The 24,408-nt window shown below is 71.9% G+C and carries 24 protein-coding genes, 1 tRNA gene and 1 other RNA gene; 18 read left to right on the top strand and 8 right to left on the bottom strand.

What is annotated here, in order from left to right; translation table 11 throughout:
• Position 1 precedes the first annotated feature (1 nt).
• Both aceE and fdhD read right to left on the bottom strand, forming a co-directional pair.
• Positions 2–2,755, bottom strand: coding sequence for a pyruvate dehydrogenase (acetyl-transferring), homodimeric type (gene aceE, locus AB1207_RS01060; RefSeq protein WP_367635917.1), 2,754 nt, complete (start codon positions 2,753–2,755; stop codon positions 2–4).
• Between the two features lie 87 nt (positions 2,756–2,842).
• Positions 2,843–3,739, bottom strand: a complete 897-nt coding sequence (gene fdhD / locus AB1207_RS01065) for a formate dehydrogenase accessory sulfurtransferase FdhD (protein WP_367635918.1) — start codon at positions 3,737–3,739, stop codon at positions 2,843–2,845.
• Positions 3,740–3,923: 184 nt separating this feature from the next.
• Here fdhD and AB1207_RS01070 point away from each other — a divergent pair, with 184 nt between their 5' ends.
• The 3 genes from AB1207_RS01070 (at position 3,924) to AB1207_RS01080 (ending at position 5,879) form a co-directional block, all read left to right on the top strand.
• A complete protein-coding gene (locus AB1207_RS01070) occupies positions 3,924–4,352 on the top strand; it encodes a DUF3052 domain-containing protein (protein ID WP_367635919.1) in 429 nt (142 codons plus the stop codon).
• The gene (locus AB1207_RS01075) at positions 4,298–4,819 is read left to right on the top strand and encodes a redoxin domain-containing protein (RefSeq protein ID WP_367635920.1); all 522 of its coding nucleotides are present in this window, start codon (positions 4,298–4,300) and stop codon (positions 4,817–4,819) included. Before AB1207_RS01070 ends, AB1207_RS01075 begins: the two co-directional genes overlap by 55 nt.
• 97 nt (positions 4,820–4,916) lie before the next feature.
• A complete protein-coding gene (locus AB1207_RS01080) occupies positions 4,917–5,879 on the top strand; it encodes a BtrH N-terminal domain-containing protein (protein WP_367636141.1) in 963 nt (320 codons plus the stop codon).
• On the opposite strand, the gene AB1207_RS01085 is transcribed toward AB1207_RS01080, so the two are convergent.
• Positions 5,839–5,911: transfer RNA gene (locus AB1207_RS01085), tRNA-Val, on the bottom strand. The two genes, AB1207_RS01080 and AB1207_RS01085, sit on opposite strands and share 41 nt — an antisense overlap.
• A gap of 118 nt (positions 5,912–6,029) precedes the next feature.
• On the opposite strand from AB1207_RS01085, the gene AB1207_RS01090 reads away from it, so the two are divergent.
• From AB1207_RS01090 to AB1207_RS01100, 3 genes are read left to right on the top strand one after another with little or no spacing between them, the layout of a single operon-like run.
• Positions 6,030–6,854 (top strand): Nif3-like dinuclear metal center hexameric protein, encoded by an 825-nt coding sequence (locus tag AB1207_RS01090; protein ID WP_367635921.1) that lies wholly within the window; start codon positions 6,030–6,032, stop codon positions 6,852–6,854.
• Between the two features lie 8 nt (positions 6,855–6,862).
• A complete protein-coding gene (locus tag AB1207_RS01095; protein ID WP_367635922.1) occupies positions 6,863–7,606 on the top strand; it encodes a zinc ribbon domain-containing protein in 744 nt (247 codons plus the stop codon).
• Positions 7,603–8,700 (top strand): bifunctional RNase H/acid phosphatase, encoded by a 1,098-nt coding sequence (locus AB1207_RS01100; RefSeq protein WP_367635923.1) that lies wholly within the window; start codon positions 7,603–7,605, stop codon positions 8,698–8,700. Before AB1207_RS01095 ends, AB1207_RS01100 begins: the two co-directional genes overlap by 4 nt.
• Here the strand turns inward: AB1207_RS01100 and AB1207_RS01105 are convergent.
• Complete coding sequence (locus tag AB1207_RS01105; RefSeq protein ID WP_367635924.1) at positions 8,652–10,709, bottom strand: MMPL family transporter; 2,058 nt, start codon at positions 10,707–10,709, stop codon at positions 8,652–8,654. The two genes, AB1207_RS01100 and AB1207_RS01105, sit on opposite strands and share 49 nt — an antisense overlap.
• Positions 10,710–10,778: 69 nt before the next feature.
• On the opposite strand from AB1207_RS01105, the gene AB1207_RS01110 reads away from it, so the two are divergent.
• A complete protein-coding gene (locus AB1207_RS01110; RefSeq protein WP_367635925.1) occupies positions 10,779–11,261 on the top strand; it encodes a MarR family winged helix-turn-helix transcriptional regulator in 483 nt (160 codons plus the stop codon).
• A gap of 3 nt (positions 11,262–11,264) precedes the next feature.
• Here AB1207_RS01110 and AB1207_RS01115 read toward each other — a convergent pair whose 3' ends face one another.
• Positions 11,265–12,404 carry an SLC13 family permease gene (locus tag AB1207_RS01115; RefSeq protein WP_367635926.1) on the bottom strand — a complete coding sequence of 380 codons (1,140 nt, stop codon included), beginning with the start codon at positions 12,402–12,404 and terminating at the stop codon, positions 11,265–11,267.
• Between the two features lie 10 nt (positions 12,405–12,414).
• Entirely contained in the window at positions 12,415–13,158 is a 744-nt protein-coding gene (locus tag AB1207_RS01120; protein ID WP_367635927.1) for a YaaA family protein, read from the bottom strand.
• Positions 13,159–13,222: 64 nt separating this feature from the next.
• Here AB1207_RS01120 and rnpB point away from each other — a divergent pair.
• Positions 13,223–13,606, top strand: an RNA gene (gene rnpB, locus AB1207_RS01125) — RNase P RNA component class A.
• Positions 13,607–13,636: 30 nt separating this feature from the next.
• Here rnpB and AB1207_RS01130 read toward each other — a convergent pair.
• On the bottom strand, positions 13,637–14,752 hold the full coding sequence (locus tag AB1207_RS01130) for a tyrosine-type recombinase/integrase (protein ID WP_367635928.1): 1,116 nt from the start codon (positions 14,750–14,752) through the stop codon (positions 13,637–13,639).
• The gene (locus tag AB1207_RS01135) at positions 14,727–15,218 is read right to left on the bottom strand and encodes a helix-turn-helix domain-containing protein (protein WP_367635929.1); all 492 of its coding nucleotides are present in this window, start codon (positions 15,216–15,218) and stop codon (positions 14,727–14,729) included. Before AB1207_RS01135 ends, AB1207_RS01130 begins: the two co-directional genes overlap by 26 nt.
• Positions 15,219–15,309: 91 nt before the next feature.
• On the opposite strand from AB1207_RS01135, the gene AB1207_RS01140 reads away from it, so the two are divergent.
• The 10 genes from AB1207_RS01140 (at position 15,310) to AB1207_RS01185 (ending at position 24,351) form a co-directional block, all read left to right on the top strand.
• On the top strand, positions 15,310–15,501 hold the full coding sequence (locus AB1207_RS01140; protein ID WP_367635930.1) for a helix-turn-helix transcriptional regulator: 192 nt from the start codon (positions 15,310–15,312) through the stop codon (positions 15,499–15,501).
• Positions 15,501–16,253 (top strand): hypothetical protein, encoded by a 753-nt coding sequence (locus tag AB1207_RS01145; RefSeq protein WP_367635931.1) that lies wholly within the window; start codon positions 15,501–15,503, stop codon positions 16,251–16,253. Before AB1207_RS01140 ends, AB1207_RS01145 begins: the two co-directional genes overlap by 1 nt.
• A 67-nt stretch (positions 16,254–16,320) precedes the next feature.
• The gene (locus AB1207_RS01150; RefSeq protein WP_367635932.1) at positions 16,321–16,527 is read left to right on the top strand and encodes a hypothetical protein; all 207 of its coding nucleotides are present in this window, start codon (positions 16,321–16,323) and stop codon (positions 16,525–16,527) included.
• A gap of 5 nt (positions 16,528–16,532) precedes the next feature.
• On the top strand, positions 16,533–17,369 hold the full coding sequence (locus AB1207_RS01155) for a hypothetical protein (protein ID WP_367635933.1): 837 nt from the start codon (positions 16,533–16,535) through the stop codon (positions 17,367–17,369).
• Positions 17,370–17,383: 14 nt separating this feature from the next.
• Positions 17,384–17,725: a hypothetical protein gene (locus AB1207_RS01160; protein WP_367635934.1), complete on the top strand. Its 342-nt coding sequence runs from the start codon at positions 17,384–17,386 to the stop codon at positions 17,723–17,725.
• Positions 17,719–18,009: a WhiB family transcriptional regulator gene (locus tag AB1207_RS01165; protein ID WP_367635935.1), complete on the top strand. Its 291-nt coding sequence runs from the start codon at positions 17,719–17,721 to the stop codon at positions 18,007–18,009. The genes AB1207_RS01160 and AB1207_RS01165 overlap by 7 nt, the downstream gene beginning before the upstream one ends.
• Complete coding sequence (locus tag AB1207_RS01170; RefSeq protein ID WP_367635936.1) at positions 18,006–18,314, top strand: hypothetical protein; 309 nt, start codon at positions 18,006–18,008, stop codon at positions 18,312–18,314. The genes AB1207_RS01165 and AB1207_RS01170 overlap by 4 nt, the downstream gene beginning before the upstream one ends.
• Before the next feature lie 837 nt (positions 18,315–19,151).
• Positions 19,152–20,372 carry a phage major capsid protein gene (locus AB1207_RS01175; RefSeq protein ID WP_367635937.1) on the top strand — a complete coding sequence of 407 codons (1,221 nt, stop codon included), beginning with the start codon at positions 19,152–19,154 and terminating at the stop codon, positions 20,370–20,372.
• An 86-nt stretch (positions 20,373–20,458) separates the two neighbouring features.
• Complete coding sequence (locus AB1207_RS01180; protein ID WP_367635938.1) at positions 20,459–20,827, top strand: hypothetical protein; 369 nt, start codon at positions 20,459–20,461, stop codon at positions 20,825–20,827.
• Complete coding sequence (locus tag AB1207_RS01185) at positions 20,827–24,351, top strand: phage tail tape measure protein (RefSeq protein WP_367635939.1); 3,525 nt, start codon at positions 20,827–20,829, stop codon at positions 24,349–24,351. Before AB1207_RS01180 ends, AB1207_RS01185 begins: the two co-directional genes overlap by 1 nt.
• The last annotated feature ends 57 nt before the right edge of the window (positions 24,352–24,408 follow it).

Raw genomic sequence — 24,408 nt, forward strand, 5'->3', positions numbered from 1 at the left:
GTCAGCTCTCGCCGCCCGCGTTCCCGCTGCGGCCCGCCCGCACGTCGTGGAGCTGGTACTTCTCGATCGCCTGACCCGGCGCGCGCCAGTCGACCTCGCCGCGACGGGCGAGCATCTCCAGGGCGCGGACCGCCACCGACGGACCGTCGATGTGGAAGTACCGGCGCGCCGCCGCACGGGTGTCGGACAGACCGAACCCGTCCGCGCCCAGGGAGGCGAACTCGCCCGGGACCCACTGCGCGATCTGGTCGGGGACCTGGCGCATCCAGTCGCTCACGGCCACGACCGGACCGGGGGCGTCCTTGAGCTTCTGCGCGACGTACGGGGTGCGCGCGTCCTCGCCCGGGTTGAGGAAGGCGTGCTCGTCGCAGGCCAGACCGTCGCGGCGCAGCTCGTTCCAGCTGGTCACCGACCACACGTCGGCCACGACCCCGAAGTCGTCCTTGAGGAGCTGCTGGGCCTCCAGGGCCCACGGCACCCCGACCCCGGAGGCGAGGAGCTGGGTCCGGGGACCGTCGCCCTCACCGACGGAGATGCGGTGCATCCCGCGCAGGATCCCCTCGACGTCGACGCCCTCGGGCTCGGCGGGCATGACCATCGGCTCGTTGTAGACCGTCAGGTAGTAGATGAGGTTCTCGGGGTCCTCGCCGTACATCCGGCGCAGACCGTCCTTGACGATGTGGCCGATCTCGTAGGCGTAGGCGGGGTCGTAGGAGACGACCGCCGGGTTCGTCGCCGCGAGCAGCAGCGAGTGCCCGTCCGCGTGCTGCAGACCCTCACCCGTCAGGGTCGTCCGGCCCGCGGTCGCACCGATCATGAACCCGCGCGCCATGGTGTCGGTGGCGGCCCAGATGTTGTCGCCCGTGCGCTGGAACCCGAACATCGAGTAGAAGACGTAGATCGGGACCATCGGCTGGCCGTGGGTCGCGTAGGACGACCCGGCCGCCGTGAAGGCCGCGATCGAACCGCCCTCGTTGATGCCCACGTGCAGGATCTGGCCGTCGGTGGCCTCCTTGTAGGCGAGCATCAGCTCGCGGTCCACCGACGTGTAGTTCTGCCCGTGCGGGTTGTAGATCTTGATCGTCGGGAAGAGCGAGTCCATCCCGAAGGTGCGGGCCTCGTCGGGGATGATCGGCACGACGCGGGCTCCGAACTCCTTGTCCCGCATGAGGTCCTTGAGCAGCCGGACGAACGCCATCGTCGTGGCGATCTCCTGCTTGCCCGAGCCCTTGGCCGCGATCTTGTACGACTCGTCGGCCGGCAGGTGCAGCGGCGCGTGCTGGACGCGGCGCTGGGGGACCGGCCCACCGAGGTCGGCGCGGCGCTTGCGCAGGTACTGGATCGCCTCGTCGCCGTCCCCGGGGTGGAAGTACGGCGGGCGGTACGGGTCCTTCTCCAGCTGCTCGTCGCTGATCGGGATCCGCAGGGAGTCGCGCAGGAGCTTGAGGTCCTCCAGCGTCAGCTTCTTCATCTGGTGCGTGGCGTTGCGCCCGGCGAAGTGCGGGCCCAGGCCGTAGCCCTTGATGGTCTTGGCCAGGATGACCGTCGGCTGCCCGGTGTGGTTCATCGCCGCCTGGTACGCCGCGAACACCTTGCGGTAGTCGTGGCCGCCGCGCTTGAGGTTCCAGACCTCGTCGTCGGACATGCCCTCGACGAGCTTGGCGGTCCGCGGGTCGCGGCCGAAGAAGTTCTCCTTGACGAAGGCGCCGTTCTCGGCCTTGAACGTCTGGTAGTCCCCGTCCGGGGTGGCGTTCATGAGGTTCACGAGCGCGCCCTGGTTGTCCTGGGCCAGCAGCGTGTCCCACTCCCGGCCCCACAGGACCTTGATGACGTTCCAGCCCGCACCGCGGAAGAACGCCTCGAGCTCCTGGACGATCTTGCCGTTGCCGCGCACCGGACCGTCGAGGCGCTGCAGGTTGCAGTTCACGACGAACGTGAGGTTGTCGAGCTCCTCGTACGCCGCGAGCTGGGCGAAGCCGCGCGACTCCGGCTCGTCCATCTCCCCGTCGCCGAGGAAGGCCCACACGTGCTGCTGCGAGGTGTCCTTGAACCCGCGGTTGTGCAGGTACTTGTTGAACTGAGCCTGGTAGATGGCGTTGGCCGGGCCCAGGCCCATCGACACCGTCGGGAACTCCCAGAAGTCCGGCATGAGCCGGGGGTGGGGGTAGGACGACAGCCCGTTGGGGGCCTTGGAGACCTCCTGGCGGAAGCCGTCGAGCTGCTCAGTGCTCAGGCGGCCCTCGAGGAAGGCGCGCGCGTAGACGCCGGGGGAGGCGTGGCCCTGGATGAAGACCTGGTCACCGCCGCCCGCGTGGTCCTTGCCGCGGAAGAAGTGGTTGAAGCCCACCTCGTACAGCGTCGCCGACGAGGCGTACGTCGAGATGTGACCGCCGACGCCGATGCCGGGCTGCTGGGCGCGGTGCACCATGACCGCGGCGTTCCAGCGGATCCACGCGCGGTAGCGGCGCTCGACCTCCTCGTCCCCGGGGAACCACGGTTCGGACTCGGGGCCGATGGTGTTGATGTAGTCGGTCGCGGTGAGGCTGGGGACGCCGACCTGGCGCTCGCGGGCCCGCTGCAGCAGCTGCAGCATGAGGTAGCGCGCGCGGTTCTGCCCGCGTTCGTCGACGATCCCGTCCAGGGAGGCCAGCCACTCGGCCGTCTCCTCGGGGTCGATGTCCGGCAACTGCGACGGCAGGCCGTTGAGGATGGGGCCCTTGCCGGCGGGCGCGCCCGCTTCATCGCGTCTGGCCACGGTGGTGGTCCTCCCGCATCGGTCGTGGGTCCGCGTCGCCCGGTCCGTGGTGTCGGACCGGTGGGCGCCGGGACCCGGCTGGTGGGATCAGGTTAGGACGGACGTCGGACACGGACCCACCCCGGTCCCTCCGGCGCCCCGCTGGTCCGTGCCGCCGACGTCCACGCGGTGGCCACCGGCGTAGACGTTGGCGCGGGGCGGGCGCACGAAGCCGAGCAGCGTCATGCCCACCTCGCGCGCGAGGGACACCGCGAGGGAGGACGGCGCCGAGACCGCGACGAGGACCGGGACGCCGGCCACCGCCGCCTTCTGCACGAGCTCGAAGGAGGCGCGGCCGGAGACGACGAGGACGGTGCCGCGCAACGGCAGCCGGCTCTCCCGGAGACCCCAGCCGACCACCTTGTCGACGGCGTTGTGGCGTCCGACGTCCTCGCGCACGCACAGCAGCTCGCCGTCGGCGGAGAACAGGCCCGCCGCGTGCAGGCCGCCCGTGCGGTCGAAGGTCGGCTGGGCGGCGCGCAGGGCGTCGGGCAGGCCGGCGAGCACGTCGGCCCGCACCCTGACGTCGTCGTCGTGCACCGGGTCCGGCACCCGTGCCACGACCTCCTCGACGCTCGCCGACCCGCAGACCCCGCACGCCGACGTCGTCGTGAACGGCCGCGCGACCCGGTCCCCGGCCAGCCGGCTGCCCGGGCGGGCGCTGATCCGCAGCAGGTTGTACGTGGGCTCCCCGTCCGGGCCGACGTCCGTGCAGTGCCGCATCGCCACGACGTCGCCGGCATCGCGGAGCAGGCCCTCGGCGTGCAGGAAGCCCAGCGCGAGCTCGACGTCGTGGCCCGGCGTGCGCATCGTGACCGTCAGCTGCTCCCCGTCCACCTCGAGCTGGAGGGGCTCCTCGACGGCCAGGGTGTCCGCGCGCTCCGTGGCCGACCCGGCGTCGAGGTCGAGGCGGGTCGTGCGCGTTCGGGTCGACGCGGTGGGCACCCCGGCAGCCTCTCACCCTTCCCCGGTGGGGGCTCCGTGGACGCCGCGCGCCGGCTCGTGGACGGTTCGTGACCGGTCCGTGGCGCGGTTCGTCTTGCGCAGGACACCGCTTCTCCGCTCCACTAGGAGGTCAGGACTGTCGTAGAGCCCCGCCTCCAGGGGTTTCGAGGAAGGTAGGACATCAGTGGGTGCGACCGCGGACCCTGCGGCGGATGTGGCTGCAGCGGCCAAGCTGGGCTTCAAGTCCGGGCAACTGGTCCAGGAGTACGGCTGGGACGAGCAGGTCGACGAGGACTTCCGGGAGGCGGTCGAGGAGCTCGTCGGCTCCGAGCTCCTGGACGAGGACGCCGACGACGTCGCGGACGTGGTGATCTGCTGGTACCGGGAGGGTGACGGGGACCTCGTCGACGCCCTGGTGGACGCCATCACCAACCTCGCCGACGGCGGGATCGTCTGGCTCCTGACGCCGAAGAAGGGGCGGCCCGGCCACGTGCCCGCCGCCGAGATCGACGAAGCGGCTCCCACCGCGGGTCTGCACGCCACCTCCAGCGTGAGCGCGTGCGCGAACTGGGCCGGGACCCGCATGACGACGCCGAAGAACGGCCGCCGCTGAGCCTGGAGGTCGGGCTGCAGGTCGGGGACGCCTTCCCGGCGCCCGACGCGGTCCTGCCCGACCAGCACGGGGAGCGGCTCCCGCTCCGCGAGCTGTGGGAGAACGGTCCCGCGCTCCTGGTCTGCGTCCCCGCCGCCTTCTCGACGCACTGCACCGCCGAGCTCGGGGCCCTGGCCTTCGAGGTCGACCGGTTCGACGCGGCGGGGGTCCAGCTCGCGGCGCTGTCCTGCGACCCGGTGCCCGCGCTGCGGGCCTGGGCCGACGACCGCGTCCTGCCGTTCCCGCTGCTGAGCGACTTCTGGCCCCACGGCGACGTCGCCCGCACCCTCGGGGCCTTCGACGAGGAGCTCGGGGTCGCCCAGCGGCTGTCGCTCGTCGTCGAGGACGGCCGGGTGCGGTGGCTGCTTCGCGGCGAGCACGGGGCGCCGCGGTCGCTGGCCGCGCACCTGGCCTGCCTGGAGCGGTGAGCGGGCCGTCGTGACGGCCGCGCCGGTCTGGGTCACGGGTGGGCGGCACTGCGAGACGACGGCGCTCGCCGTGCTCCTCCACGACCGTGGTGCGCAGGTGTCCGAGCCGCTCCTCTTCGGCCTCGGGGCCGGCCTGTCCTTCGTCCACTGGGACACGCGGTCAGCGCCCTTCCCGTTCCTCGGCGGGCGGGTCAAGCCCTTCGAGCTGACCCGGCGCCTGGCCGCGCGCACCGGGCTGCGGCTCTCGGTGCGCGAGACGCGGTCCGCGCGGGCGGCCCTGGCGCACCTGCGGGACGGCCTGGCCACCGGGTCGCCGGTGGGTCTGCAGCTCGACAGCAGCCTGCTGCCGTACTTCACGAGCTCGGCGCCGTTCCCCGGACACGTGGTCGCCGCGACCGCGCTCGACGGCGACCTCGTCCACCTCGTCGACACCGCCCAGCAGGGCGGGCGGGTGAGCGTGAGCCTCGACGACGTCGCGGCCGCCCGGGCCGCGCGCGGCCCGATGTCCGCCCCGCACCGCTCGTTCACCCTGGACGTGCCGGACGGCAGCCCGCTGCGGACGGGCGACCTCGTCCCCGCGCTCGTCGACGCCGTCGTCACCTGCGCCCGGGAGTTCCTCGACCCGCCGATCGCGAACGTCGGCCACCGGGGTCTGCGGCTGGCGGCACAGCGGCTCCCCACGTGGTTCGACCGCGTCCACGACCCGGCGCGCGACCTCGTGACCGCCGGGACGCTCGTCGAACGGGCCGGCACCGGCGGCGGTCTCTTCCGCCTGGTGCACAGCGAGTTCCTCGCCGACGGCGTCGAGCGCTGCAGGGGGCGGCTGCCCGCTGCGGACGTCGACCGGCTGGCCCGGGGCCGAGACCTGTACGCGCGGGCGGCCGACGGCTGGACGCGGGTGGCCGGGCTGCTCGAGGCCGCGGGACGGCAGCTCGACCCGCGGCCGTTGCAGGACGCCGGACGGGTCCTGCACGAGGTCGCCGACCTGGAGACGGCGGCCGCGGAACTCCTGCGGGAGGTGGGCCCGGCCGGGTTCGAACCGACGACAGCCGCGGTGTAAACGCGGTGCTCTACCAGCTGAGCTACAGGCCCCACGCCGTCCCCAGCCGGGTCCGGCGGCACCACGGTAGCCGCCCGTGACCCGTTAGTGTTCGCCTCCGTGATCCCTGCGGCCCCCTCGTCCGGCGCGGACGCGCCCACCCTCCAGCAGGTGACCGACGCGCTGGAGGCCATGCACCCCCTCGACTGGGCGCAGTCGTGGGACGCTGTCGGGCTGGTCTGCGGGGACCCGGCCGCCCCCGTGCGGCGGATCCACTTCGCCGTCGACCCCACCACCGAGGTCGTCGAGGAGGCCATCGCCGCCGGCGCCGACCTGCTCGTGACGCACCACCCGCTGCTGCTGCGGCCGGTGAACTCGGTGGCGGCGACGACGTTCAAGGGCGGCGTCGTGCACCGCGCGATCACCGCCGGGCTCGCCGTCTACGTCGCCCACACCAACGCCGACGCGGGCGCTCCGGGGGTGTCCGACGCCCTCGCCCGGGTCCTGGACCTCGACGAACTCGTCCCGCTCGACCCGCTGCCGGGCCGGCCCGACCTCGGCATCGGGCGCGTCGGGGTGCTCGCCGCCCCCGAACGGCTCGGCGACTTCGCCGACCGGGTCGCGGCCGCGCTGCCCGAGACCGAGCAAGGGGTCCGCGTCGCGGGGGACCCCGACGCCCTCGTCCGGCGCGTCGCCGTCTGCGGCGGGTCCGGGGACAGCCTCTTCGAGCAGGTGCGCGCCAGCGGTGCCGACGTCTACGTGACGGCCGACCTGCGCCACCACCCCGCCTCGGAGGCCCGCGAGCGCGCCGCCTTCGAGGACGGGCGCCCGCACCTCGTCGACCTCGCGCACTGGGCGAGCGAGTGGCCGTGGCTGGCCGGCTGCGCCGACCGCCTCGTCGTCGCGCTGTCCGCGGGCGGCCGTACCGTTGAGGCCCACGTGTCCACCACGCGCACCGATCCCTGGACGTTGCGCGTCCCCAGCCGAGGAGAGTGAGCGGGGCGATGCCCAAGGCTCCGGCGATCGACCAGCAGCGCCTGCTGGACCTGCAAGCCGTCGACACGCGTCTGGCGCAGCTCGCGCACCGCCGCGGGACGCTGCCCGAGCAGACCGAGCTCGACGCTCTGGAGAAGGAGCGGCGCCGGTCCGGCGACATGCTCGTCGCCGCGCGCACCCTCGTCGGCGACGTCGAGCGGCAGGTGGCCAAGGCCGAGGCCGACGTCGCGCAGGTCCGCGACCGCGCCGCCCGCAACACCAAGCGCCTGGAGTCCGGGACGGGCTCGGCCAAGGACCTGCAGGGTCTGCAGCACGAGCTGGAGTCCCTCGCCCGCCGGCAGGGCGTGCTGGAGGACGAGGAGCTCGTCGTCATGGAACGCCTGGAGCAGGTGCAGTTCGCGGCGGCCGAGCTCACCACGACGGACACCGAGCTCGCCGAGCAGATCGCCGACGTCACCGCCCGGCGGGACGCGTCCCTGGGCGAGGTGGCGCAGGAGGAGACGGCCGTCCTGGCCCGCCGTCAGGCGATCGTCATGGGCATCGACGACGCGCTCGTCGCGCTCTACGAGAAGGTCCGGGCCCCGCGCGGGGGTGTGGGTGCGGCGCTGCTGCGCTCGCGCCGCTGCGGCGGGTGCCAGCTCGAGCTCAACGCCTCCGACCTCGCCGAGATCCGCGGGGCGGCCTCGGACGACGTGGTGTTCTGCGAGGAGTGCGGGCGCATCCTGGTGCGCACGGAGGAATCCGGGCTGTGAGCCGCGTCCTGCGGATCGAGGCCGACGGCGGCTCGCGCGGGAACCCCGGCCCCGCCGGGTTCGGCGCCGTCGTGAAGGACGCGGCGACGGGCGAGGTCCTCGCCGAGGTCGCCGAGTCCATCGGCAAGGCGACCAACAACGTCGCCGAGTACCGCGGTCTCATCGCCGGACTCCGTGCGGCGCAGGCGATCGACCCCGGCGCCCGGGTCGAGGTCCGGATGGACTCCAAGCTCGTCGTCGAGCAGATGTCGGGGCGCTGGCAGGTCAAGCACGCCGACATGCGCGTCCTGGCCCAGGAGGCGCGCTCGCTGGCCGGGTCCCACGTCGACTACGGCTGGATCCCGCGCGCGCAGAACTCCCACGCCGACCGCCTCGCCAACGAGGCCATGGACGCCGCCGCTGCGGGGCGGCAGTGGCAGCGGGCGACGACGGAACCCGCGGCTGCAGCCGGCTCGTCGTCGGCAGCCTCCCGGGCCGTCGACCCCGACGGGCCGCCGACGACGATCGTCCTCGTGCGGCACGGCTCGACCCCGCTGACCGAGCAGCGCCGCGTCTCGGGCCGCTACGGCGAGGACCCGGAGCTCTCGGAGCGCGGCGTGGTCGAGGCGGCCGCGGCCGCGGCGTGCCGGGAGGTGGAGGGCGCCGACGTCGTCGTGTCCTCGACGATGCGCCGCTCGCGGCAGACGGCGGACGCGATCGCCGAGCGCCTGGGCGTGCGCGTCGTCGTCGACCCGCAGTGGGACGAGACGGACTTCGGTGACTGGGACGGGCTGACGTCCGCGGAGGTCGTCAAGCGGTGGCCGCGGGAGTTCGCGGCCTGGAACGACTCCGGCGACGCGGCCCCGCCCGGTGGGGAGTCCCTGCGGACGGTGGAGCGGCGCGTCCTCGCCGCGCGCGACGAGGTGCTGCGCCGGTGGGCCGGGCAGCGGGTCGTCCTCGTCACGCACGGCGACCCGCTGCGCGTCCTGCTGCGCTCGGTGCTCGGGGCCGGGCCGCAGGTGCAGCGGCGCATCCACGTCGACCCCGGCTCCCGGACGCTCCTGCGCTACCGCGCCGACGGCTCCTCGGAGGTGCTCGCGGTCAACCGCGTCTGAGCGCGGTGCTGGCCCCCCGCGCCGGGGGAGTCCAGCCGGCTGGGCCACCACACGCGGTGGCCCAGCAGCGCGAACAGCGCCGGGACGAGCACCGTCCGCACGAGCAGCGTGTCCAGCAGGACGCCGATGCCGACGACGACGCCGATCTGCGTCAGGACGATGAGCGGCAGCACGCCCAGCACGGCGAAGACGGCCGCGAGCAGGATCCCGGCGCTCGTGATGACCCCGCCGGTGACGGCGACGCCGACCCGGACGGCCTCGCGGGTGCCGTGCGCCGGGGTCTCCTCGCGGATGCGGGTGACGAGGAAGATGTTGTAGTCCACCCCGAGCGCGACGAGGAACAGCAGCGACAGCAGCGGGACCTGGGTGTCCAGGGCCGGCATCCCGGCCAGCTGCGTGAACACCAGGTAGGCCGCGCCGAGGGCCGCCACGTACGTCGCGAGCACCGTGGCCACCAGCAGCAGCGGTGCGACGAGCGAGCGCAGCAGCACGACCAGGACGACCAGCACGATGAGGACGATGAGCGGCGTCACGACCTGCAGGTCGCGGACCGTCGCCGTCCGCACGTCCAGCGCCTCGGCCTCGGTGCCGCCGACGAGCGTGCCCGGCGCGGCGGCGTGCACGGCCTCGCGCAGGGCCTTGACGGTGTCGCGGCTGGCGGCCGTGCCCGGGTCGGCCCCGAGGCGGGCCAGCAGTTCGGTGGTGCCGTCCGCGGTGCGGCCGACGGTGACCCCGTCGACCCCCCGCACGCCCTCGGCCGCGGCCTGGACGGCGGCGACGTCCCCGCCCCGGACCAGGACCTGGGCCGGCTCGGCGGCGGCGCCGGGGAAGTGCTCGGACAGGGTCCTCGACCCGTCCACGGACTCGGCGCTGACGCGGAACTGCTCGGTCTGGGACAGCCCGAGGGAGGCCCCGGTCAGTCCGGCCCCCATGATCCCCAGCAGCACGACCGAGCCGACGACGATGCGGACGGGTCGGGCCAGGACGGCGCCGGCGATGCGGGCCCAGACGCCGGTGCGCGTGGTGTCGGTGGACCCGACCGTCGGCACGAACGGCCAGAACAGCTTTCGGCCGCAGACGACGAGGGCGCTGGGCAGCACGAAGAGACCGAAGACGAAGGCGACGACGATGCCGATGGCGGCGTCGCGCCCGATCGTCCTGTCGCTCGGCAGGACGGCCGCCTGCAGCGTCAGCAGGGCGAGGACGACGGTGACGGCGCTGGCGGCGATGGCGGGCCCGGCCCCACGCAGGGCGGCGCGCATGGCGGCGCGCCGGTCGGGTTCGCGGCGCAGCTCCTCTCGGTAGCGGGCGATGAGCAGGAGCGCGTAGTCGGTCCCGGCACCGAAGACCAGGACGCTCGTGATGCCCGTGGCGGACGGGTCGACGGGGGTCTCGGTGAGGCGTCCGACGAGTTCGAGCAGGCGCGTCGTGACCTGGTCGGCGATGCCCACGACGGCCAGCGGCACGAGCCACAGGACCGGGGAGCGGTAGGTGACGAGCAGCAGCAGCGCCACCACGCCGGCCGTCACGAGCAGCAGGCGGGTGTTGGCGCCGGAGAACGAGTCGGCGATGTCGACGCTGAACGCCGGCCCGCCGGTGACCTCGACCTGCAGGCCGGCGGGCAGGTCCTGGCGGGCCTGGTTCCGCAGGTCCTCGACGGTGCTCGCGAGCTCCTCGCGCGGGACGTCGACGCGGACGGTGCGGGTGACGAGCGCGGCCTCCCCGTCCTGCGCGGGGACCGGGCGGCCCAGGCGGGAGGCGGCGGCGAGGTCGGCGTCGGTGAGGCCGCCGTCGCGGGAGTAGACGACGAGCAGGGCGCCCTGCCCGTCGTCGGGGAGCCGGTCGGCGAGCGCGGCCGCCCGCACGGACTCCGCCGAGGCCGGGGGGCCGCCGGTCGCGGCCGAGGTGCCGTCAGGAGCCGAGCCGGCCACCCCGTTGACGAGGCCGGTGAACGCGACGGCCGCGAGCAGCACGAGCCAGGCCGTGATGCGGCCGGTGAGGAGTCGCACGAGAACCTCTTCCAGTTGATCTCTCAGTCACTGAGAAGTCTGGCGCGCGAGAGGTAGGATGGCAAACCGATGAGCATGTACCGACCGCGCGACACCCCGCGGGCCCGCCTGGAGCAGGACGTCGTCGAGGAGCTGCGGGACCTGGCCGCCACGTCCCAGCGGATCGCCGACGTCTTCGCCGCCCGTCACGGCCTGCACCCCACGGACCTGCAGGCCCTCATCCACGTCATGCGCCGTGAGGTCGCCGACGACCCGCTGACGGCGGGGGAGCTGGCGGGCCTGCTCAACGTCACGACGGGCGCGGCGACGGGCGTCGTCGACCGGCTCGAGAAGAAGGGCCACCTGCGCCGGGACCGCAGCGAGACCGACCGCCGCAAGGTGTTCCTGCGCTACGGCGACCCCGGTCAGGAGCTCGCGACGGCGTTCTTCGGACCCCTCGGCCGGCGCAGCGGTACGGTCATGGGGGAGTTCGACGACTCAGACCTCGAGGTCGTCCGCCGCTTCCTCGTCGGCATGCGGGCGGCCTTCGATGAGCACCACCGCGAGCTGTGAACCTCAGCGGGTGAGCTGGAGGGCCGCGGTCGCGGCGCTCACGCAGACGACGGCACCGACCAGCCCGAGGAGGGCGAAGCGCGGGAGCGAGATCGCCACCCCGCGCGCCTTGCAGCGGTCCAGCCACAGGAGCGTGGCCAGCGATGCCCACGGCGTCACGAGGGGCCCGAGGTTCACGCCGACGAGGACCGCCAGCAGCCGGTGGGCGCTGCCGGCCAGCGGTTCCACGGCCAGGTAGGCGGGCAGGTTGTCCGCGACGTTCGCCGTGAGGGCGGCCGTCCCGGCCAGCTGCAGGTGGTCGGTGAAACTCTCGCCGGTCCCGGCCAACGGCCGGAGGAGGTTCTCGAGCCCGTGGACCTGCGCCGCCTCGACGACGAGGAACAACCCGCTGACGAGGACCACCGTCTGCCAGGGCAGGAGCGTGACGGACAGCGCTTCACGCCGGCGGACGGCGAACACCGCGACGAGCACGACGGCCGCGACGGCCGCCGGGATCGCCGGCGTCACCCCGCTGACGAAGGCCGGCGCGAGCAGCAGGCAGACGACGGCCGAGGTGCGGAAGAGGACCGGGTCGCGGTCGGGAGCGGGCGGCGGCTCCTCGTAGCTCCCGCGCAGCCGCCGCCGGTAGGTCAGACCCAGGACGAGGACCGCTCCCAGCAGGCCGGCCAGGAACGGCGCCCACGACAGGGACGTGAACCCCACCGTCCCGCGGACGCCGAAGTCGCGCAGGGTGTCCAGCGCGATGAGGTTCGTCAGGTTCGAGACCGGCAGCAGCAGCGAGGCCGTGTTCGCCAGCCACACCGTCGTGACGGCGAAGGGCAGCGGGTCCAGCCGCAGCTGCGCCGCCAGCGCGAGCACCACCGGGGTCAGCAGGACCGCCGTCGTGTCGAGCGACAGGACGACGGTGGACAGCGTGCCGAGCACCACCACCAGCAGCCAGAGAAGCCACGTCCGCCCCCGGCCGATCCGCGCCGCAAGCCGCGCGGCCGCGTCGAACACCCCGGCCGCGTCGGCGAGTTCGGCGACGACCGTCACCGCGAGCAGGAAAGCCAGGACGGGCCCGGCCCGCCCCGCGACCTCGGCGATGTCGTCGCGGCCCAGCAGGCCCGTGACGACGACGACGACCCCGGCGATCCCGCACACCCACCACACGTCAGGCCGCCTCGACTTCCAGCGTCCAGGACGCGCCGCGGCGCGCCGGTTCCAGCAGCTTCGCGTCGAAGTCCTGCGCCACCGCGTCGAGCAGCGCGCCCGGGTCCTTCGGCGGCCGGCCCCCGCGCACCAGCAGAGCGCGCGCCACGAGCCCGCGGGTGTGCTTGGCGTTGTGCGAGACGACCTTGCCGCCCGACAGGACGCGGACGGCGACCGTGCGGGCCGCGGTGGCGGCGTCCGGGACCCACGCCGCGGCGTACGTGCTGGAACGGCAGTCCACGACGACCCCCGCGGGGTGCAGGACCTCGGTGAGGTGCCGCCGCCAGAACGCGGCCAGCGGCCCGATCCCCGGCAACGACGTGCCCATCGACAACCGGTACCCGGGAACGCGGTCGCGCGGTTGCAGGACCCCCCACAGCGCCGAGACGACGAGGACGCGCCGCGCGGCGCTCGCGGGCAGGGTCGGGAGGTCGAGCGCGTCGTACAGGACGCCCGTGTAGACCTGTGCGGCCTTCGCCGCGGGGCGCGTCCGCAGCGTCGTGTTCGCGGCGACGACGTCGGCCAGGCTCGCCCCGGCCCCCAGCAGCTCCGTCGCGTCCGGCCGAGCCGAGACCTCGACGAGCGCGTCGAGCACCTGCTCGCGCGCCGCCGTCAGCTCGGGGTGGGAGAGGGCGTCGAGGCGGACCGGGGCACCGCGTCGCGGCCCCGCCCACTTGGTCTCCGACGGCGGGAGCAGCACGAGCACGAGGGGGGAGCCTAGGGCCTCGTGGACTCCGGGGCCCTCCGGGATGGCCTACGCTGGCGCTGGACGAGTCGGCCGGGCGACCGCGTCGACCGGGTTCGCCCGGTCGCCGAGGAAAGTCCGGACTCCACAGGGCAGGGTGGTGGGCAACGCCCACCCGGCGTGAGCCGCGGGACAGTGCCACAGAAAGCAGACCGCCTCCCCGCACCGGGTCTCCCGGGACGGGGCGGTAAGGGTGAAACGGTGGTGCAAGAGACCACCAGCGTGCTGGGTGACCAGTGCGGCTAGGCAAACCCCACCCGGAGCAAGACCAGACAGGCAGCGTTCGAGGGCGGCCCGCCCGAGCTGCCGGGTAGGTCGCTTGAGGCGTGCGGCAACGCACGTCCTAGAGGGATGGTCGCCACCGCCGGCAACGGCGGTACAGGATCCGGCTTACAGGCCGGCTCGTCCCCTTTCCGGCCTCTGACCAGCGGTGACGCGGTCAGAGGCCGTCTGCAGTCCGCAGAGAGTCCGCAGGAGCGCCGAGGACCTCGTCGATGGCGGACCGCGTTCGATCCTCCGAGTCCGGCCACAGGTGGCTGTAGGTGTCGAGCGTCTCGCTCGCGCTGGCGTGCCCGAGCCTGGCCTGGACCGTCTTGATCGACTCCCCGTGACGGATCAGCAGGCTCGCGTAGTAGTGCCGCAGGTGGTGGAACGTGAACGTCGTCGGCAGTCCAGCGGCCTTGATCGCCGGCCGCCACACCCGTGCCGAGAACGCTGTCCGCCGCATCGGCTCCCCAGCCGTGTCACGGAAGACGTAGTCGTCGGACGGGTACACCCGCAGGTGCTCCGCCAGCGCCTCCACGACGACCTGGGGGAGGGGGATCGTCCGCACGCTCGCCGACGTCTTCGGTGGGGCCAGGAACGGCTCCCGACCCTGCACGGTGACGAGCTGTCGGTCCACCGTGAGCTGACGACGGAGGAAGTCGACCCTGTCGACCGTCAGGCCCAGGCATTCCCCGTGCCGCATCCCCGTGCCGGCGGACAGCGTGACGAGTGCTCGCCAGGACGGGTCGATCGCTGTCTCGAGCGCACGCACCTGCTCCGTCGTCGGCGGCTGCACCTTCGCCCGGTGCACCTTCGGCAGCTTCGTCCCGGTGCACGGGTTCGCCACCACGCGGCGGTCGCGGACGGCCGAGCGGAAGATGCCAGAGACGATGCCGTGCACGACGCCCACTGTCGACGGGCTCAGCGGAGCCCGCTCCTCCGATCCGGTCGCCAGCCGCTTCACCCAGGACTGCACGTCGCTCGGCAGCACCGACGCCAACGGCCGGTCCCCGAGGACGGGGTAGGCGTGACGGCGGAGCATGGTCTCGGTGTGCGCCTGCGTCGTGGGGCGGTGCACCTGCGCGGCGCGCCACTGCTCCGCGTACTCCCTAAAGCTCACCTTCCCGGCGTTGGGGTCGACGTACTGCCCGGTTACCACGGAGGCGGTGACCTCGTCGAGCCACCGCTGGCCGTCCACCTTCCGGTCGAAGTGCCGCGCGTGCTCCTTGCCGCCCGCGTCCCGGTACCGGGCGCGCCAGCGGCCGTCAGGTCTCTTCTTGATGCTCGCCACGTGTCCCGTCCTCGTCTTGAAGTAGCCGAGCCGCTGCTCGCGTAACCGCGTCAACCGCCGGCGAGATCAGCAGGTTGTCGAACATGGCCAACCTCGTCATCTCCGCGTCCAGATCCGCGATGTGGGCTTCAAAGAGCGCCATGGTCTTAACGTGCTCTTGCCTTCTGTCGCTGAGGTCCTCCAGCACCTTCTGTCGCGACTTCTCCACGTCGATGAAGAGGGGCCAGACGGGTACCTGCAGCGTTAGCGATAGCGCGATCGCCTCTGCAAGGCGGATGGGGCGCCGCTCATCGTCGTCTCGTTCCATCTTCGCGATGGATGACTGATGCATCGACACGCCCTCGTCCTCCGTGAGTCGGCGAGCGAGCTCACGTTGCGACCATCCGAGCTCCTCGCGCCGCTTCCGGCACATCTGCGCGAAGCGTGCCTCCATCTCGAACACGTCAGCACCCGTCTGATTCTCCACGTGGTCAACACTGCCGCACACTGGCTTGACAGTCAACGTGACTGCGCCCATTCTCGTTGTAGGCACCCCTGCCTACGAGGAGGATCGCAAGATGGATGACTGGCTCACCACTGCAGAGACCAGCGCGCTTACTCGCGTCGCCGAGGGCACGCTCCGCTACTACAAGCACATCGGATCGGGCCCGCGCTGCTACAAGGTCGGCAGGCGCCTCCTCTACAAGCGCTCGGACGTCCTCACCTGGATGGAGTCTCAGGCCGTCGAGCCGCGCACGGCGGCCTCCTGATGACCGCGGAGACCCTCCCGGGCGGCGTCTCGCCGCTGTCGGAGGCCGACGCCCGCCGCATCGACAACCGCATCCGCATCCTGGCCCCCAGCGTGGGAGAAAGCCTGGCCAAGCTCATGCGCCTCGTAGATGAGGCCGAGCAGGGGCAGGTGCATGTTGTTCTGGGCTTCCCGTCCTGGACCGCCTATCTCGCGGACGCCCTCAGTCAGTTCCACCTCGCGGTCGAGCCGGCTATGCGTAAGGAGCTCGTCCCCCAGCTCGCGGAGAAGGGAATGCCCACCCGCGCCATCGCGCACAGCCTCGGCGTGTCCCAGACGACGGTGGTGAACGACCTGCGCGCTGCGACTGAACAGGAAGTGTTCAGTCGCCCGGCCACGGTGGTGAGCCTTGACGGTCGCCAGCGCCCCGCGTCACAGCCCGCCCGAGCGTCCGCGGCCGACGAGCTCCGCGAGTTCGAAGCCGGACTGGCCCCGCGGAACAGCCCAACGCAGTACCTCGACGACCGTGAGCATCAGTCGACGGCTGGAACCTCCACTGCCACTCGCCGCCGGCCCGACATCACCAAGCGGTTCCTCAACCTCGCCGTGGACTTGCGTCGCCTACAGACGAGCCTGCAGAACCTCCACGACGACGACCGGTACAGCAAGCACAAGGACGACCAGCGTGGTCTGCAGTTTGCCGTCCGACAGATGCTGCAGTTGCTGACTGAGCTCGAGGCCGAGTTCCCTCCGGAGGCCCACCTTGCCCGATGAGACGCGACAGGGCGGCCCTGCTGACTACAGGACCGCCCCCAGCACGTCGCTCACCGACCCGACCAGCATGCCACTCGGACTGACGCCCACGCGAGAGGTTCTCGCCGCCGTCAGCAACATTTTCGTCGTCGCCGTCCGTGTCGACGGTGACCACCTTCGACGCCGGATCTACCTGAGCCTGTCGGCCGCCCAGCGCGCCGCCGAGCGCGCGGAGGCCCGCGGGAAGACGGCCGACATCATCCTGTGCAAGGTCACGCCGGTGGTGACCCGATGACCTGGGTGAAGCTGGACGACCGCTGGACCGACGAGCCGATGATTCAGCAGCTCTCGTTCCAGAGCCGCTGGCACTACCTCGGGATGCTGTCCTGGTGCTGTCGAATGGACCAGTACGACGGCATTATGCGCAGCGTCGACGCCTGGCGCGCCAGCGACGTCGATGACCCAATGAAGGCGATCCAGGAGCTGCGCGACGTCGGGCTGCTCGAGCCCACCGGGGACAGCAGCATCCGGCTGACGCAAATCGATCGGCACGCGCTGCCGCCGTACCTCAGGGACGCGAACCGCAAGGCCGCCAGCCGGGAGACCACCAAGAAGTGGCGCCAGCGTCAGCAGAACGACAGTGACGACTCGGGTGACATGTCACTTCCCGAGGATGGTGACGAGTCACTTTCTCGTCACAGCGGGGTCGGGGTCGGGGTCGGGACGGGAACTGCTCTTACGTCTTCCGATGAGACTTCTAGTGACGACAGCAGGGAGGTCAGCCGCAACCTCCGGTCGCGGGCGCGAGACGTGCCCGACGACATTCCGCCGGGGGAGACCCGAAATCCCGTGGGCACCCACTCCCGCATCAAGGACCGCGCCTGCCGCCTGGTCGCCGACGTCCTCGGCAAGAAGACCAACGACGTGCGCAAGCTCGTCAACTGGGGCGACGACGACCTCAGCAACAAGCTCGACGGCCTGATCGAAGAAGTACTTCGTCCCGCACTCGTCGCCGGCCAGTCCGACACGACCATCAAGGCAGCCCTCCGGAAGGCCCGCGACGAGAACGGCGACATCACCGAGGCCTGGGAGTACCTCGAACCCCCGCACGTCGGCGACGGCGGCTGGACCACCTGAGCGAAGGGGACACGATGACCGAGACCGACGGCAACCCGAAGGCCGTGCAGGCACCCACGTTCCTCACCTGGCTGCAGTACGAGCGGACCCGCCACCGCGCCGACGACGTCGGCTGGATCGCCGGCCACGTCACCACCGACCACGCGGGCGGGTGCCTCACCGCAACGTCGCCGGCCGCGTTACGACACCACCTCATCAGCGACCACCCCGCCAACCACGAACCACAGCAGCGAGTACTGCGGGCCCTCGACCGCGCCGAAACCGCCTACGCCCGCAACCTCCAGCAACTGCAAGCAGCCTGCCGACACACCCGCCGAACGTTCATCCCCGCCGACCAGGAGGAACTCGGTTGCTGAACGTCCCAGATCACGCGCTGCCCGCCTACCGCCTGCTGCTCCAAGCCCTCGCCGGCGTCGCGCCACCGTGCGCGGCGAACCCGGACGCCTGGACCGACCTGGACCCCCACAACCACGACGATCGTGGGAGAGCCGCCCGGGCGTGCTTCACCTGCCCCGCCTTGATCCCTTGCGGGCGCTACGCCACCCAAGCCGGGGAACAGTCCGGCGTGTGGGGTGGCACCGATCGAACTCCCGTTCGCGGCCGACACAAGACCCCCACTACCGAGGAGGCCGCAGCATGACCACCCGCGACAACTGGGCAGAGCTGTCCGAAGTCGCCACCCTCGTCGCCCTCGCCCTCGAGGCCGACGAAGGCCACCGGCTCGACACCCTCGGGGCGATCATCGTCCCCCTCGTCGAACGAGGTGACGCCGCAACCCTGGCCCACATGCTCAGCCGCGCCATCACCCTGGCCGAACTGCTCGTCACCAAGGAGATGGACACCCGCATCGACGCGGACCTCAACCCCAGCACCGGCCCCGTCCTCGGCTACCTCCTCAGCCTCTCCGCCGAAGCTGGGAAGCGCGCCGCGCGAGGTGAGCAGTGACGCGCCCGGTAGGGGGTTCCGATCGCCAGGAGCCGCGAGGGGTGAACACCGCCGGGGTGGTGTTCTGTCCCTCCCCCGGACGGCTAGGGGGGGTCGCGCGCGCGAGGGACGGGTGGGTCCGATGAGCGGCCGCGATGATCTTCTGGACCTCGCTGCCCAGCTGGTGGCGGGGCAGGTCGAGGAGTCCGCGCTGTTGGCGGACGTCATCGTGTCCTTGTCAGTCGACGAGCTCCGCCTGTTGGTAGGACTTGTTTCGACAGGTCGAGCTGATGCAGCTGCATCGGAGGGAGGGGTGAGGGTTCAGGCGGAGGTGTTGGTGGCGCGTGGCCGGGACCTCGTCGTGAAGTGCCCGTGGTGCGCGGCGCATCATCGTCACCTTCGCGGGCATTCTCGGTCGGGGTGGCAGAACCGGACTCCGCCGTGCGGTCGGGCGCTCTCCGCGGAGCAACGTGCGGCCGGCTACTGGTTCCTGGACGACGGTCGGTCGTGACTGATTCGCGGAGTGTCGACTGCCTGTTCAGAGGGTCCTTCCGGTAGAATCCGCAGTGACGGGAAACGCTCCCGGGCCAAGTCGACGAGGATCCGCAAGGACAAGTTGACGAGGAGCCCCAGGGTGGGTCGCGTCGGATCCGATGGTTCCGTCGTGGTGACGGGAAGCTCGGTTCTTCGTTCGCAGCAGTTGCCGGGCCAGCGGTAATCCCGGCCGTTAGGACAGCAGTCAGGTCTGACGGCATCGGTCGAACCCGTCCGCGCGTGTGACGCCGCGAAACTTCATCGTTCGCCGCTGCACGCCCATAGGCGTTGCCGGCTCCCCCTCATTCGCCCATGGAGGGCACCATGAACCTGCAGCAAAAGCGAGCCGCCGCGTACCAGGCCGCACTGGCCATCGTCGACGGAGCCAAGGCCGAGGGCCGCGACCTCACCCCCAGCGAGGTGAGCCGGCTCGAAGCGCACACCGAGGAGGTCCGCATCCACGACGCCGAGATCGCCCGCATCGGGAAGTCCTCGGCGCTCATCAACTCCCTCGGCCAGCTGGGCTCGAGCGAGTCCACTCCGAGCACCTTCGGCGCGAAGTCCCTGGGGGAGCACTTCGTGAAGGCTGCCGGCTCCCGCCTCGCGACCGCTAAGTCCACGGAGGGTCGCTTCTCGATCGCCGCGCCGGAGTTCAAGGCTGCCAGCGACGTGCACACGGTCGGAAGCGTCACGGCTCCTGCCACGACGACGGTCGACACCAACGTCGTCACCGGCTTCCGCCGCTTCCTGCAGGTCGCTGACCTGCTGGCCCAGGGGCAGCTGTCCGGGAATGCCATCAGCTACTTCGTGGAGGGCGCGCGTGAGGGGAACTTCACGACGGTGGCGGAGGGCGCGAAGAAGCCGCAGCTGCACTACGCGGACCCGACGGCCGTCACCGAGTCCCTGAAGAAGATCGCCGGCTTCATCAAGGAGTCCGACGAGATGGTGGAGGATCTTGACTTCCTCGCTTCCGCCATCAACCAGCGCCTCCTGTACGACCTGGCCCTGTTCGAGGAGGACCAGCTGCTGTCCGGGTCCGGCTCGGGCACGAACCTGCTGGGCCTGCTGAACCGCTCCGGAATCCAGACGATGGGCGCCACCACGGACTCCAAGACTGGCAACGCGGACCAGATCTTCAAGGCCATGACCGCCATCCGGACGGTCGCGGCTCTGCGGGCCGACGGCGTCGTCATCAACCCGCTGGACTACCAGGCGTTCCGGCTGACGAAGGACGGCAACGGCCAGTACTACGGCGGCGGCTTCTTCGCCGGCCAGTACGGCAACGGGACGCTGCAGGAGGACCCGCCGCTGTGGTCGGTGCGCACGGTCGTCACCCCCGCCATCGCGCAGGGCACGGTGCTGGTGGGCGCCTTCCAGCAGGCGGCGACGCTGTACCGCAAGGGCGGTGTGCGGGTGGAAGCGACGAACTCCAACGAGGCCGACTTCACCGAGAACAAGATCACGATCCGGGCAGAGGAGCGGGTGGCGCTGGCCGTGCGCCGTCCCGCCGGCCTGGTCAAGGTCACCCTCGGCACCGCCAACTGAGTCACGCGACAAGCACCATGGGGGATCACTTCGCGTGGTTCCCCATGGGCCACGCCCATCCACTGACTCCGCCGAGGGGACCCGACATGACCAAGATCGAACACCCCGAACTTTTCGCCTTCGCCGTCGCCCTGCTCGAGCAGGCTGTCCAGGGCAACCACGCCGGCTCCGACGAGGGCCTGGAGCACCACGACCAAGTGCAGCTCGGCATCTTCGGTGTTCTGGGGGAGATGCCGGAGGACACCGAGCACAACGTCCGCAGTGTCCTGCTCTACCTCACCCGGATCGCCGCGCAGGGACTGCGCCACGCCGAGGCCATCGAGCCGCGCTTCGACGCCCGTCTGTGGCTGCGGTCCCTGGCGCCTCAGCTCGCCGCCATCGAGGCGCTCGCCCACCTGCAGTTGGCTGACGAGCCCGACCCGCGCGGCGACGGCGACGAACCGAAGGAGTCCTGATGGCCGGGAACGCTGTCGTCGCCGGGACGATCGAGTACCTGATCGGTGTCGACGACACCGCACTCATCCGCGGTCTGCAGCAGGCCGCCGGCAAGGTCTCCCAGCAGGGCCGATCGCAGGGGGACGCCTTCGGGCGGTCCCTGAACCAGGGACTGACCGGGCAGCTGCAGACGGTGCAGGCGCAGGTTCGCCAGCAGCTCAGCCGGGCACTGGCGAACCTGCCCACGGTGGAACTGAACGCCGACTCCTCCGACGTGGACAAGGCTCTGGCCGAGGTACGGACCACGATGACGTCGCTGTCCGGGCAGGACTTGCGGTTGGGCGCCGACACGAGCGAGGCGACCGGTCAGCTGGGGGAGCTGCGCAGTCAGCTGCAGCGCATCGCCGCCGAGCACCCGGAGGTCGAGGTCCGCGCCTCCGCCGCGCAGGCCACGCAGGAGCTCGGGGCGGTGGAGTCCGCCGCCCGGCACCTGGACGGTCTGCGCGCCGAGATCGAGGCCCGCGCCGACACCTCCTCGGCTGAGGCCGCCCTGCGCCGCCTGAGCGAGTCCGGCGGCCGGGTCGACGTGGACGTCGACGCGGACACCTCCGCGGCCGAGGACCGCATCGGCGGCCTGGGTGAGGGTGCCGGCGGCGCGGCCGGGGAACGCATCGGCGGGGACGTCGTCGGTGGCATCACCGGCAAGCTGGGGGTGCTCGGCGCCGTCGGTGGCCCTGTCGCTGGGGTCCTCGTCGGCGCCGGCGTCGGTCTGGGCGCCCTGTTCGTGAAGGCCATCTCCGATGGGATGGACCAGCGCGCCGACAACGCCCTGTTCCAGGCCCGCACCGGCCTGGACGACGCCACCGTGGCCAAGTACGCGACCGCGGCGGGGGAGTCCTACGCCTCCAACTTCGGGGACTCCCTCTCGGCGAACCTCGAGATCGCCCGCTCGGCGCTGAACACGGGCCTGCTGGGCGGTGACTCCACCTCCGCGCAGATCCAGACGGTCACCAACCAGCTCGACACGGTCGCGACGCTGCTGGGGGTGGACATCCCCGAAGTCGCCCGCGCCGCCGGGCAGGCCGTGCGCACCGGCCTGGTGAAGGACACCACGCAGGGCCTGGACCTCATCGCCCGCGCCAGCCAGCTCGGCCTGAACGTGTCCGAGGACCTCCTCGACACCATCACCGAGTACGGCACCCAGTTCCGCCGCGCCGGCATCGACGGCCAGACCGCCATGGGCCTGATCTCCCAGCTCGTCAAGGGCGGCGCCCGAGACACCGACCTCGCCGCAGACGCGGTGAAGGAGTTCGTCCTGCGCCTGTCCGACGTCACCAACACCGGCGCGCAGGACGCGCTGACGTCGCTGGGCCTGAACGCCGAGGAGGTGTCCCGCCAGTTCCTGGCCGGCGGGGACTCCGCCGACTCAGCCATGCAGCGGGTGGTGCAGGCCATCACCTCGGTCGAGGACCCGGTGGTCCGCAACACCGCGCTGATCAACCTGTTCGGCACCCAGGCTGAGGACCTCGGTGGGGCCATCAACGCCCTGGACCTGTCCAAGGCCCGGGGTGAGTTCGCTGGGTTCGACGGGACCGTGCAGCGGGCCATGGACACCCTTGGCTCGACCACCCAGGCCAAGATCGAGACCGCCAAGCGGGGCATCGAGACCGCCACCAACGGGATCAAGGTCGCGCTCGCGGACGCCTTCGCCCCGCAGATCGCTGGGGCGGCGGACTGGATCACCACCCACCGAGGGGAGGTGACCCAGTTCCTGTTCACCGTCGGCAACGGGCTGCTGGACCTGGCACGTTCGGCGGTGGAGACGGCCGCGACGTCGACGGAGGCGTTCGGCCGGTTCGTGGGGACCACCGGCCCGCAGGTGCTGGACATGATCCGCTCGATCATCGCCGGCATGGACTCTATCCCGCTGGTGGACCTGAGCGACACCCTCACCCAGTTCGACGCGATGAGCGCTCAGGCCAAGGCGTCGTTCTCCACGGTGGAGTCCTCCACGGCCGCTGCGGCCGACAAGATCCGCTCCACCGCGATCCCCGCGATCGACGGGGTCCAGGAGCGGTTCAGCGCCCTGGAGATCCCCGCCGTCACGCAGGCCCGGTTCGCCGACGCCACCAACGCCCTGTCGTTCGGGCTGGCGGGCGTCTCGGACAAGGCCGAGGAGACCCGCGGATCCCTGGACACCGCCGCCGGGACCATCGACCGCACTACCGACGCCGGGAAGACCCTGGACGGGCAGCTGCGGACGGTCTCCGCCTCACTGCTGGACCAGGCCGTCCAAGGGGCTGCGCTGGGGCAGACGCAGGAGGAGCTCACCGGACGCTTCAACGAGGGCCGGGACGCGCTGATCGGGCAGCTGCAGCAGCTCGGGCTCACCCGGGACGCCGCGGAGAAGCTCGCCGCGCAGTACGGCCTGGTGCCCGGGAAGGTCGACACGATCGTCTCTGACGCCGGCACGGCCGCGTCGGTCAAGGCGGAGGTGGAGCGCCTGAACGGGGAGATCGGGCGGGTGCAGGACCGCACCGTCACGATCACCGCGCGCCTCGCCCTCGGATCCTCCGCGGGCAAGACGTCGAACGGCTGGTCCGGTGGGACGGTCGCGAAGGCCATGGGCGGCTCGGTCCACGGACCCGGCTCCGGCACCTCCGACGACATCCCGGCGTGGCTGTCCAACGGCGAGCACGTCTGGACCGACGCTGAGGTCCGTGCCGCGGGCGGGCACGAGCGGGTGAAGAACCTGCGCCGCGCGGCCTTGTCTGGGGAGCTCCCAGCGTTCGCGCAGGGCGGGCCGGTGGGTGACAACCTGCGGGTCGACATGACTGACCCCGGCGCCTTCCAGCAGTCCGCCGGCTCCGCATGGGACCAGCTCCTCGGCGCGGCGCAGTCCGCGGCTGACTCCGCTGCCCGCGCCGCTCAGGCCGCCGACGAAGCGGGCGGCGCGACTGCCGGCCCGCCGTCTGGGACGGGTTCGGGGTGGGCGTGGCAGGTTGCCACCATCAAGAAGGCGTTCCCGAACATCGCCATCACCTCGACCACCCGGCCGGGCGCGAAGACGGTGTCCGGCAACACCTCGTACCACGCCCGCGGGCGCGCCATCGACATGTCCCCGTCGATGGCGGCGTTCAACTGGATCGCCCAGAACTTCCCGAACACCGCTGAGCTGATCTTCTCCCCGGCGGGGGCGCGGCAGTTGAAGAACGGCCGCTCCCACATCTACTCGGGCGCGGTGAAGGCGATGCACTACAACCACGTCCACTGGGCCTACGACCAGGGCGGTTTGGCGGAGGGGGCCGGCTACCTGCCGAAGCTCACTCCCAAGCCGGAGCGGGTGCTGTCCCCGCAGCAGACGAAGGACTTCGGTCGCCTCGTCGACGCCCTGACCGCAGGCCAGATCGGCGCAGGGGGTGGCAAGACCGTCCAGGTCACCAACCACAACCAGTACCAGCTGATGGACGACGCCCAGATCGCCCTGCTGGCCCGTCAGGAGGCGCTGGAGATGGCCGGGTACCTCGGCATGGCGGGCATCTGATGCCGGCCCGCCATGCCGGCCCGACGTCGGCGTGGCGGGCACCACGGGCTCTGGCTA

The sequence above is a fragment of the Kineococcus endophyticus genome (assembly GCF_040796495.1).
Lineage (GTDB): Bacteria > Actinomycetota > Actinomycetes > Actinomycetales > Kineococcaceae > Kineococcus > Kineococcus endophyticus.

What these genes read in the sequence shown, in the direction of transcription:
- AB1207_RS01160 (WP_367635934.1), top strand. Translation starts at nt 17,384, where the DNA reads ATGACCGAGACCGACGGCAACCCGAAGGCCGTGCAGGCACCCACGTTC.
- AB1207_RS01150 (WP_367635932.1), top strand. Translation starts at nt 16,321, where the DNA reads ATGCCACTCGGACTGACGCCCACGCGAGAGGTTCTCGCCGCCGTCAGC.
- AB1207_RS01180 (WP_367635938.1), top strand. Translation starts at nt 20,459, where the DNA reads ATGACCAAGATCGAACACCCCGAACTTTTCGCCTTCGCCGTCGCCCTG.
- AB1207_RS01170 (WP_367635936.1), top strand. Translation starts at nt 18,006, where the DNA reads ATGACCACCCGCGACAACTGGGCAGAGCTGTCCGAAGTCGCCACCCTC.
- AB1207_RS01175 (WP_367635937.1), top strand. Translation starts at nt 19,152, where the DNA reads ATGAACCTGCAGCAAAAGCGAGCCGCCGCGTACCAGGCCGCACTGGCC.
- AB1207_RS01185 (WP_367635939.1), top strand. Translation starts at nt 20,827, where the DNA reads ATGGCCGGGAACGCTGTCGTCGCCGGGACGATCGAGTACCTGATCGGT.
- AB1207_RS01140 (WP_367635930.1), top strand. Translation starts at nt 15,310, where the DNA reads ATGGATGACTGGCTCACCACTGCAGAGACCAGCGCGCTTACTCGCGTC.
- AB1207_RS01095 (WP_367635922.1), top strand. Translation starts at nt 6,863, where the DNA reads ATGCCCAAGGCTCCGGCGATCGACCAGCAGCGCCTGCTGGACCTGCAA.
- AB1207_RS01110 (WP_367635925.1), top strand. Translation starts at nt 10,779, where the DNA reads ATGAGCATGTACCGACCGCGCGACACCCCGCGGGCCCGCCTGGAGCAG.
- AB1207_RS01145 (WP_367635931.1), top strand. Translation starts at nt 15,501, where the DNA reads ATGACCGCGGAGACCCTCCCGGGCGGCGTCTCGCCGCTGTCGGAGGCC.